The following is a 5460-nucleotide window of genomic DNA, read 5'->3' on the forward strand; positions in this document are numbered from 1 at the left end:
CGTCGATCGCGTACCCGCTGAGGTCGGCGGGGGCTGCGAAGCCGGCCGCGCCGAGCCCTGGTCTGACGAAGTCGTCGGCAGGCGAGGCCAGTTCGAAGTCGACGAAGCACACCCGGCCGTCGGGACGGACTATCAGGTTGCGTGGGTGGAGGTCTCCGAAGACCACGCCGCGGGCGTGAATGGCGCGCAGCCCTTCCTCGATCTTCGCAAGGACGTCCAGGGCCTCGTCCCGGAAGCGATCGACCGCTCCGGGGGCCGGGTCGGGATGAATCAGGGGGTAGCGTTGGCCGAACCATCTGTTCAGCGGCTCACCGGGTATGTACTCCTGCACCAGGAAGTGGTGTTCCCAGGCGATGTGGTAGCCGAGTGCGGCGGGAACGAAGGGCACGCCCTTCAGGCGGTGCAGGATGTCGCGCTCTCTGCCGAGCCGCGACACGGCGTCGTCGCCGCGCTGATCGAGACCTGCGTCCGGGCGGGCCTCCTTGAGGACGACTTGCTCTCCGCCGGAGGTGTGTCGTGCGAGGTAGATGCCTCCGCCGTTGGAGAAGTGCAGGGCCCGTTCCACGGTGTAGGGGAGGTCGGCCATGCTCGTCGCGGCCCGGTCGGCGAGCGCCTGCGCCAGCACGGCGGGGACGGGGGCCCAGTCGGGCACCTCGAACACGGCGCGCCGTACGTCGGGGCGCAGCCGGCCGGACGGTTCGCGCAGGGCCAGGACGAGCTCGCCGCTGTCCGACCGGCAGAACTGCTCGGTGAATCCGCCGTAGCGCAGGTACAACGGCCCGTTGCGCCACCGCAGGTCGCTCAGGATGTACGGGCCCCGCAGGCCGGCCAGCGCCTCGTCGAGGTCGGTGAGACACCGTTCCAGCTCGGGTTCGTCGACCGGGTAGAGGGTCATGAACTTGCCGCTGGACCCGCGTGAGGCGTACTTGGCGTTCTGCGTCTGCACCAGGGCGGGACTGCGCAGGAACTTGTAGGCCACGTTGTGCTGGAGGCAGTAGGAGCCGACGACGGAGAGGATGTGCTCGGCGTTGTCCAGGCAGGCCGACACATGGATCTTCCAGCCCTGGTCCGGCAGTTCGACGGCGGCGGGCGTGCGCCCCACCCACACCTCTCTCGCGGAGCCGAGCCAGCCGGCAGGTAACGGCTCCCCCACCGCAGCGAACTCCTCCGAGGTCGCCCACCGCACCGGTGAGTCGTAGAACGTCTTGTCCGCGTACGAATACGCTTCATAACGCATGTCCATAACGCCCCCCAACTCGGCGAAACAGCCTTCCCGGACGAATGCAGTACGTACGGCGTACCTGTCCCACTTCCTTCTGAGGTGGTAAGGTGACCGCTTTTTTGTCCCGCGATGTGAAGGTAAAGTACGGCCGACTCCGCTTGGCAGAGCGCATTCGGCGCGCACCTCGGGGCGCGCGAAGCCCGGGCGCCTCGTCGTCGCGCCCTCCATCACACCGCGCATATGCGTTCGAGCTCTGACAGAGGCAAAGACCGGTCGACAGTGTTCGGACGCATCCGGCCCGCTGGTCGCGCGCTCCTGCCTCCGAGCCGGTGCGCCGGCAGGCGCATGGCTGGCCCGTCCGGCCTGTGAGCGGGCTGTTTGTCAGCGATACCCGGTCGCGTCCGCCGGCTTGCCGGCGTCGGCGACCTCGACCAGGTAGCGCCAGCAGTCCGGGCGTGAGCCGTCGAGGTCGGTGAAGTCGTAGACGTGTGCGAGTTGCCCGCTGGACAGCGACCGGCCGTTCCAGCGGGCCACGTCGGCGTCGCCGGCCAGCGCCGCGACCGCGCGTCCGACGTACGCCGGGCTCTCCGAGATGCAGAAATGCGGCACCGTGGTCAGCGCGTCACGCCAGCGTTCCTCCGTGACGCCGAAGGCGTCGAGCATCATCTCCGAGCGCATCCAGCCCGGACTGACCGCCACCGCCGTCCCACCGTGCGGCCTCAGCTCGTGCGCGAGCACGAACGCCATGCGCAGCACGCTGTTCTTGACCAGATCGTAGAAGTACGAGTTCCGGTAGTTCGCTCTGTTGTAGTCGGCCGTGCCGTCGGTCATCTCGACCACGAGACCGCCCGGTTGCCGCACCAACAGGGGAAGCAGGAAATGACTGGTGATCGCGTGGGTCTCCACGCCCAGCCGGAGCAGCCGCAGCCCGTTGTCGAGGTCGTGCTCCCACACCGGCTTCTCGAACTCGAACAGCCGCTCGCCGCCCCAGACATTGTTGACCAGCACGTCGAGCCGCCCCTGTTCGGCGCCGATGCGCTCGGCGAGCGCCCGTACCTGCTCGGGCTCCAGGTGGTCGGTGGGCGCCGCGATGCCGGTTCCGCCCGCGGCGGTGACGAGTTCCGCGGTCTCCGCGAACGTCTCGGGCCGGTCGTACTCCGACCGGCGGGCCGCAGTCGTGCGGCCGGTGACGTAGACCGTCGCGCCTGCCGCGCCGAGCTGGACGGCGATGCCGCGCCCGGCGCCCCGTGTGGCCCCCGCGACCAGCGCGATCTTTCCGCGGAGATCCGGTGTCGAGGTGTCGTGCGTCAATCCCATGAGTGTCCTCTTCTGTCGCTGCGGTCCGTCCGCGTCACCCTCGACGCCGACCGGTGACACCATGCTCGACCCGAAACCCGACAGGTTGTGTCCCATTTCTCTACGCGTCTCACCGACGTGTGCGGCACCGCCCCGTCCTGCGACCAGTGACGACGAGGCAGGGCCGGGCCGGGGGCGTGCCGCCAGGCAGCGGGGGGCTGCGCAGGAGATCGCCCCGTCCGGCGCCGGGGGAGAGGGAGGCGAGGGTGTGCCCCGCAGGCCCGCTCCTGCTCGAGCGGGCCTGCGGTCTGGGCTGCGTAGGCAGTCCAGCCGTCCTCGTGAGGTTCAGCGTGTCGAAGAGCCTTCCTCATCGGGCGAGGCGATGAAGCCGCGGCGGTCTCGGTCTGCAGCGCCCGTCCGACTGTCCGGCAAGCCGGGCTGCCGGACCGTTGTCGCGGCGAGGATCGTGGCGGCCACCACGGCAAGGGCGACCAGGGCCGCTCCCGACAGCATGAAGGCCGCCCTCGCTCCGACCAGCGAGATGGTCGTCGATGCGATGAACGGGGACACGGCGAGGGCGCCGGCGATGCCGGCCTCCCACAGCCCGAGCGCCTTGGCGAGGTGGCCGTCCGCAATGCGCTGTTGCACCAGTGCGATCAGCGGGATGTCGGTCAGCGCGGAGGCGAGCCCTGTCAGCGCGAGCAGAGCCGCTGCCACGACCGGAGAAGCGGCCAGGCCCAGCGGAAGTCGGAAGACGCCCAGCAGGGCCCAGGCGAGTACGGCGACCAGCGCGAGTCTGCGGATCGGAATCCGGGAAAGGAGGAGGGCGCCGGCGACCTCCGCCAGCCCGGCCACGCCCAGCAGCAGACCGTATTCACCGCCCTGTCCCACCAGGGCCACCAGGCCGACGGTCAGGAAACCGCTGGTGAGAGTGAGAGCCAGGACGAACGTCACGATGACCAGCAGTACGTCCGGCTGGGACCGAACCGCTCGCAGGCCCGCCGCCAGGTCGGAGCGCAGCCCCGTCGCCCGACTGCTGACGGGAGCGCGGACCCGGAGGGCGGCTACGGCGGCCGCCGAGAGCAGAAAGGTCAGTCCGTTCAGTGCCACGGCGGCCGTCAGGGAAGCGACGGCCAGCACGGGCGCAAGCACCAGCGGCCCCACGAAGAACGCGGCGCGGAAGGCCACCTGCAGCAGTCCGTTGGCCTGCTGCAGAAGAGCGGGCGGCACGATCTGGGGCACGATGGCGTTGCGGGCCGGGGCGAACGGCGCTCCGACCAGTGCCAGCAACGCCGTCGCTGCTACCAGCAGGGTCAGGTTCATCGACCCGAACGCGAACAGGCCCACAGTGACAGCCACCAGCGCCGCCCGGAGCACGTCCGTGAGGATCATCAGACGTCGCCGGTCGTAGCGGTCGGCGTAGGAAGCGGCTACGAACGTCGTCGCAAACGCCGGCGCGTACGCCGCCACGGTCACCAGCGCCACGGCCGCCGGATCATGGGTGAGCGACCAGGCCAGCCAGGCGGTGGTCGCGGTGAACATGCCGTCACCGAAACGTGAGATGCCCTGACCTGCGAACAGAAGCAGGAAGTCCCGGTCCTTCAGGAGTGTCATGCCCTCACTGTCGGGACGAGTGACGGACCCGATCAACTGATTGAGAATGACGCTAATCAGTGGGGTCGGCCGCGTGCAGGAACGCCTCCAGACTGGGCGCGAGAGCGGCCACCTGCTCCGGGACCAACCGGTACAGCACGTAGTAGCCCTCACGACGGCGCTCGACCAGACCCGCCTCGCTCAGCAGGCGCAGCTGCTTGGAGAGACCGGCCTCGGTGATGCCGACGAGGGGGGCGAGCTCCTGCGTGCTGCGCGGCTGTTCGGCGATCAGCCGCAGGGTGCGCAGGCGGGTGTCGTCGGCCAGCGCCCTCAGGATCCCCGTCAGCCGCGCCGGGGGGATGCGCGGGCGGGCCTCCCGGACGATGGAGGACGCGGGGAACACCAGCCCGAGCGGCCAGGGGCCGTCACAGTTGACGCGAACGTGCGGCCATACGTAAGCGCTGGGGGCGAGGACGAGCGGCCTTTCCGGCGTGATCTCGACGTCGTGGTCGTGCGTTCGCTCCAGCCGGACCCGCCCGGCCTCGGGTTCGCTGCGCACCTCCGGCCACAGGCCACGGAACAGGGTGTACAGACCGTGCTCGGCGATCTGAGAACCGGCCTCGGCGACGCTGTCGGCGAGAGTCGGCTCGATGCGCTGCCACTCATGGGAGAACGCTTCCTCCCAGTAGCGCTCCAGCATCTTCAGAAACCGCTCCTGCAGTGCGGCGGGCTCATCGAGCAGCAGCCCGGCCAGCCGGTGATCGCCTGACGCCTCTGCCAGCTCGTCCAGTCGACGGCGGACTTCGGGTTCGTCGAGGGCGGCGGGGTTCCTGCCGGGCCCGCCGCCCAACGGCTGACCACCCAGCGCGACGGCGAACTCCAGTTGCACCAGCTCCGGATCGAGCGAGCGCAGCCGTCGCATCTCGTCCTCGAAGCCGAGGAGCTCTCCCGTCGGCGACGGGAAGAAGAACTCCGGGAAGTAGGACCGGAAGGCGAAGGAGAACGCGTCGATCTCGCGTTTCAGCGCCGGCGACAGCCTGCGCATCGCCCGCACCCAGGCGTGTTGGACGGGATGATGCTTGGGTTCCACCAGCACGTGCAGGCTCAGCACCGCCTCCATCGACGGCGAGTACGAGAACCCGACGAGTTCCGCGCCGGTCGCGGGGATCCGGAAGGTGATGGTCATGGTGACATCATCACCACGACCCCCGCCGGCCGGCCGTGTCGAGCGCCGAAACGCGACGGCGCGCCTCGCCCCCGTTATGTTTTTCGCGGTCCTGCAACAGGGCCGCTGGCCTCCGGGCCCGGCATGACTGTTGCCCCCTGTCGATCGGATGACCTGGGGGGTG

General features: G+C 69.7%; 4 protein-coding genes. All 4 read right to left on the bottom strand.

What is annotated here, in order from left to right; translation table 11 throughout:
* Positions 1-1237: class III lanthionine synthetase LanKC (gene lanKC / locus ABT300_RS40885; RefSeq protein WP_351687332.1), on the bottom strand; the 1237-nt coding region annotated here is incomplete at its 3' end.
* A 366-nt stretch (positions 1238-1603) separates the two neighbouring features.
* Positions 1604-2539 carry an SDR family oxidoreductase gene (locus tag ABT300_RS40890; protein ID WP_351687333.1) on the bottom strand — a complete coding sequence of 312 codons (936 nt, stop codon included), beginning with the start codon at positions 2537-2539 and terminating at the stop codon, positions 1604-1606.
* Between the two features lie 324 nt (positions 2540-2863).
* Positions 2864-4132, bottom strand: coding sequence for an MFS transporter (locus ABT300_RS40895; protein ID WP_351687335.1), 1269 nt, complete (start codon positions 4130-4132; stop codon positions 2864-2866).
* Between the two features lie 52 nt (positions 4133-4184).
* Entirely contained in the window at positions 4185-5297 is a 1113-nt protein-coding gene (locus ABT300_RS40900) for an ArsR/SmtB family transcription factor (protein WP_351687338.1), read from the bottom strand.
* Positions 5298-5460: the final 163 nt, after the last annotated feature.

It is taken from the genome of Streptomyces sp. NPDC001027 (assembly GCF_040299045.1).
GTDB lineage: Bacteria > Actinomycetota > Actinomycetes > Streptomycetales > Streptomycetaceae > Streptomyces.